The organism is Mesorhizobium sp. M7A.F.Ca.CA.001.10.2.1 (assembly GCF_003998575.1).
Taxonomy (GTDB): domain Bacteria; phylum Pseudomonadota; class Alphaproteobacteria; order Rhizobiales; family Rhizobiaceae; genus Mesorhizobium.
Genome location: NZ_RZQY01000550.1, coordinates 1 through 4,177, shown reverse-complemented (window position 1 = coordinate 4,177; position 4,177 = coordinate 1). Strand labels below are relative to the sequence as shown.

General features: G+C 62.8%; 6 protein-coding genes. 5 read left to right on the top strand and 1 reads right to left on the bottom strand.

Features of this window, described 5'->3' with window-relative positions:
- The first annotated feature begins 12 nt into the window (after nt 1–12).
- Nucleotides 13–309 (top strand): RidA family protein, encoded by a 297-nt coding sequence (locus tag EN964_RS26995; protein ID WP_245490689.1) that lies wholly within the window; start codon nt 13–15, stop codon nt 307–309.
- A gap of 50 nt (nt 310–359) precedes the next feature.
- Complete coding sequence (locus EN964_RS26990; protein WP_164749433.1) at nt 360–1,148, top strand: FadR/GntR family transcriptional regulator; 789 nt, start codon at nt 360–362, stop codon at nt 1,146–1,148.
- Between the two features lie 42 nt (nt 1,149–1,190).
- Here EN964_RS26990 and EN964_RS26985 read toward each other — a convergent pair whose 3' ends face one another.
- Nucleotides 1,191–1,454, bottom strand: coding sequence for a hypothetical protein (locus EN964_RS26985; RefSeq protein ID WP_127268817.1), 264 nt, complete (start codon nt 1,452–1,454; stop codon nt 1,191–1,193).
- On the opposite strand from EN964_RS26985, the gene EN964_RS26980 reads away from it, so the two are divergent.
- The 3 genes from EN964_RS26980 to EN964_RS26970 all read left to right on the top strand — a co-directional run bounded on the left by EN964_RS26980 (nt 1,438) and on the right by EN964_RS26970 (nt 3,955).
- Complete coding sequence (locus EN964_RS26980) at nt 1,438–2,148, top strand: SDR family oxidoreductase (protein ID WP_127268816.1); 711 nt, start codon at nt 1,438–1,440, stop codon at nt 2,146–2,148. The genes EN964_RS26985 and EN964_RS26980 overlap by 17 nt on opposite strands.
- A gap of 11 nt (nt 2,149–2,159) precedes the next feature.
- The gene (locus EN964_RS26975; protein WP_127271850.1) at nt 2,160–2,909 is read left to right on the top strand and encodes an SDR family NAD(P)-dependent oxidoreductase; all 750 of its coding nucleotides are present in this window, start codon (nt 2,160–2,162) and stop codon (nt 2,907–2,909) included.
- Between the two features lie 95 nt (nt 2,910–3,004).
- On the top strand, nt 3,005–3,955 hold the full coding sequence (locus EN964_RS26970; RefSeq protein ID WP_023810154.1) for a LysR substrate-binding domain-containing protein: 951 nt from the start codon (nt 3,005–3,007) through the stop codon (nt 3,953–3,955).
- The last annotated feature ends 222 nt before the right edge of the window (nt 3,956–4,177 follow it).

The following is a 4,177-nucleotide window of genomic DNA, read 5'->3' as shown; positions in this document are numbered from 1 at the left end:
CACCATGGCGTCATCCATAACGGCACGCTCTACCTCACCGGCCAGGTCGCGAGGCCCGGCCAGTCCGCGGCCGACCAGATGCGCGAGGTGCTCGGCAAGATCGATGCGCTGCTTGGCAAGGCGGGCACGGACAAGACCCGCATCCTTCATGTGCAGATGTGGCTGGACGACATCAGGGATTTCGACGAGGTCAATGCGGTGTGGGACGCCTGGATGCCCGGGGAGCACGCACCGGCGCGCTCATCGGGCGAAGGACGGATGGCGAAGCCCGGAATGCTGGTCGAGCTGATCGTCACCGCGGCGGTTTGAATGGTCCTGCCGGTTCGGGCATCATCCCGAATCTGGCGAGAGGGAGACTGATGACGAAGCGCAAGCCGCTTTCCACCGTCGTGGCGGAGAGCCTGTCCGAGAAGATCCGCTCCGGACAGCTGCTGCCCGGCGCGCAATTGCCGACTGAGGCGGAGCTTTGCGCCGAGTACGATGTCAGCCGCACCGTGGTGCGGGAAGCTGTGGCGCGACTGCGTTCCGAAGGCCTGGTGGTGCCGCAGCAGGGGCGCGGCATGTTCGTCAGCGAGACGCCGGCGCCGCGCAACTTCTCGATACCGGACGAAGCGCTCAGGACCTTGCCGGAAACCATTGCGCTGCTCGAGCTGAGGTTGAGCGTCGAGGTGGAGTCGGCGGGATTGTGCGCGGAACGGCGCACCGATGCGGAAGCCAGCGCGATCCGCACCTTGATGGAACAGGTCGACGCCCAGCAGGCCGATCCCGCCGTCGTCCAGATCCACTACGACTATGATTTCCACCTGGCGATCGCCAAGGCGGCACGAAATGAATTCATCCACGGTTTCCTAAGCTATCTCGGGCCGATGATCGTGCCGCGCTTCCAGCTCGGCTATCTGGTCACGCCCGAACTCAAGGACAGCTATTACGCGCGCATACACAGCGAACATAAGACAATCGTCGACGCCATCGAAAGGCAGGATGGCCGCGCCGCCCGCCAGGCCATGCGCAAGCACCTGCACAACAGTCTCGGGCGGGTGCGCGCCCTGGCCCGAGCCTCTGGCGTGGAGGCAATCGAAGCCGAGCAGAAGGCGGCGGCGGCCTCACTTTTCACCGACATGAAAAGGCCTGCCTCGACAGGCGGATGAGGCCTCGCGAATTCGATCGCATCGGCGCGCCTGAGCTGAAAATTAGACATCCGTTGCGAAAGCCGTGTTTTTTGTTCCGTCACCGGCTGCGCGGGTTTCCCAAGGGCTGAAGGCGCCAGCTTGCCAGCGTTTCCCTGGGTTTTCGGCTGCTGCGGTTATCCGAACACCCCAAGGGATTTTGGAGGCATCCGAAATTTTCGAAAGTTTATCTTTCCTTTTTGCTGGTTTTCTTGGTTTCGCGGCATCGGCCCGGGCCGCAAACTGAAAACAGACAATCAGGAAAGCCCACGTGACGACAGCCTTCATCACCGGTGCGACGAGCGGCATAGGGCGGGCCATAGCGATCGCGCTGAGCGACGCCGGCTACGACGTCTATGCGGTCGGGCGCAGCCAGGCCGCGCTCAAGGAGCTGCAGGCACAGCGGCCCGGCATCGTGCCGATTGCCGTCGACGTCACCGACCGCGAGGCCCTGGAAGCGGCCCTGGCGGATCTCACCATCGACGTGCTGATCAACAATGCCGGGGTCATGCCGCCGCTCGGCAACTTCGCCGATATGGAGATCGCTGACATCGACACCACGCTCGAGGTGAACCTCAGCGCGGCAATCCTGCTCACGCGCCTCGTCGTCCCGCAAATGCGCGAGCGGCAGTCCGGGCATGTATTGTTCACCGGCTCCACAGCGGGCCACGCGGCATACTCCAACATTGCCGTCTATTCAGCGACCAAGGCGGCGATATCAGGCTTTGCAGCAGCGCTGCGCGCCGACCTCTCCCCATCGGGCGTACGCGTCACCGAGATCGTTGCCGGCCGTGTCGAGACGCAGCTCTACCAGGACATCCTCGACGCCAACGCGCGCGCAGCCATGTACGCCAGCAAAGTGGTGCAGCCGGATGACGTGGCCAGGATGGTCGTCGCTGTGCTTGGGCTCCCCGCGTGGGCCGACGTTACCCGTTTCGACATCATGCCGACTTGGCCAACCTCGCCAAGCGGTACCAAGTAAGGAAAACTGGGATGAAAGATCTTTCCGTTCTGATCGTTGGCGGTGGTGCCGGCCTCGGTGCCCTCTTAGCCGAGATGGCTGTCGAGGCCGGAGCGGCAAAGATCGGCATCATCGACATCAACCAGGAAGCCGCCGAGTCCGCGCTGGCGACCGCGAAGGCCAGCGGACTGCCTACCGCGACCGCCCTTTGCGACATCCAGGTAGGCCCACAGTGCCACGCCGCATTCGAGGCGATCGTTTCGAAACTCGGGCGCGTCGACACGCTGATCAATTGTGCCGCGATCTACCCTCGCCGCCCGCTCCTCGAAATCACCGACGCCGACTGGGATGCCTCCAACGGCATCAACATCAAGGGCACCTACCACATGATGGTGGCGGCGGTTCGCCACATGCAATCGCAGGAGCCGAAGAGCCACGTCCGCGGCCGGATCGTGAACCTGACCTCGGTCGACGCCTTCAAGGCGCATCCGCAGAACGCTCACTATGCGGCGACCAAGGCCGCCGTCGTCAGCCTTACCCGATCCTTTGCCCATCACGTGGCGAAGGACGGCATTCTGGTGAATTCGGTGGCGCCGGCCGGCATGGCGACGGAGAAGGCGAAAGCGCTCGGCTTCCTGGAGGAACTGGCCAAGGCGAGCCCGCTCGGCCGCGGTGCCGAGCCAAAGGAGATTGCCGAATGGGTGCTGATGACGGGCAGCCCCAAGAACACTTACATGACCGGTGAAAACGTAATTGTTTCAGGTGGTTACATATACGCCTAAGTCTCTTTCGCCGCGGGCGACTGAACTCTGGCAGTGCATGACCGAGGCAGTGCATGACCGACCGGGCCACAAGCAGGGAAAGGAACGGAATTTCGATGACCGGCAAGCTGCGCCTTCCCTCGCTGAATGCTCTGCGCGTGTTCCACGCGGTCGCGCAGCACAAGAGCTTTCGGCAGGCGGCGGATGAATTGCTGGTCACGCCGCAGGCCGTCGGACAGCAGATCAAGCTTCTGGAGGATACGCTCCAGGTAACGCTGTTCGAGCGTAAGGGCCGGTCGATCGAACTGACCGAGTCGGCCATTCTTCTGTCGCACTATGTCAAAGCCGGCTTCAACGAGTTTGCCGAAGGCGTTCGCCGCGTCACCAAGTCGAACTATCGGGACCGCATCAACCTGAATGCGAGCCCATACTTCGCCACGCATTATCTCCTGCCGCGGCTTTCGTTGTTCCGGGAAATCTTGCCGGGCGCGGACCTGCGCCTGACGACCATGGTCGACCTGCCCGATTTCGGGCGCGACGATATCGATATGACGGTCCAGTGGGGCTACGGCAACTGGTCCGACTATGAAACCACGTTGCTGGTGCCGGATCCGAAGATCATCTGCTGCACGCCGGCGATCGGCGAAAGGATCAAGTCGGCGCATGATCTGACACAGTTCACGTTGCTCGACACCGTCAAGTCGAAGCGTCTGTGGCCGGACATATTGCGCCACCTTGGCGTGGAACTGACGGATGGCGACCGCAGCATCAGCTTCGACGACGCCGCGACCATGCGCCGGGCGACCTTGCAAGGCATAGGTGTGGGCTTGGTTTCCGTCATCGATGCCGAGGAAGATTTCCGGGCGGGCACGCTGGTCGCGCCGATCGGCCGCGACGCCATTGCCGACATGAAGCCGGAGGAAGTCCCGGGCTTCTATCTTGTCGTCCCACGCGGACATCTGCGCGTGAAGGCGGTCGCGGCACTTCACCGATGGCTGGCTCAGCAGGATTGGCGCGGCGACCTCACGATTTCCTCGTTACCGAAACCGGCCCCGCTTTCCGACTAGAAGCGGCTTCGAGACCGAGGCCTGAAAGACGCCTTTCGGGCCTCCAACAACAAGAAACCAAACAACCTCAAACAGTGGAGACGGAACATGAAAATGATGAAATGGGGGGCTTCGGCCCTGGCCCTTGGCCTCGTGCATTTTGCGGCGCCGGCGGAAGCCGCCGGCGGCAAGACGCTCGAAACCGTCAAGGCACGCGGCATGCTGAACTGCACCGGCCATGAC

What these genes read in the sequence shown, in the direction of transcription:
- EN964_RS26985 (WP_127268817.1), bottom strand. Translation starts at nt 1,454, where the DNA reads ATGAAGGCTGTCGTCACGTGGGCTTTCCTGATTGTCTGTTTTCAGTTT.
- EN964_RS26990 (WP_164749433.1), top strand. Translation starts at nt 360, where the DNA reads ATGACGAAGCGCAAGCCGCTTTCCACCGTCGTGGCGGAGAGCCTGTCC.
- EN964_RS26970 (WP_023810154.1), top strand. Translation starts at nt 3,005, where the DNA reads ATGACCGGCAAGCTGCGCCTTCCCTCGCTGAATGCTCTGCGCGTGTTC.
- EN964_RS26975 (WP_127271850.1), top strand. Translation starts at nt 2,160, where the DNA reads ATGAAAGATCTTTCCGTTCTGATCGTTGGCGGTGGTGCCGGCCTCGGT.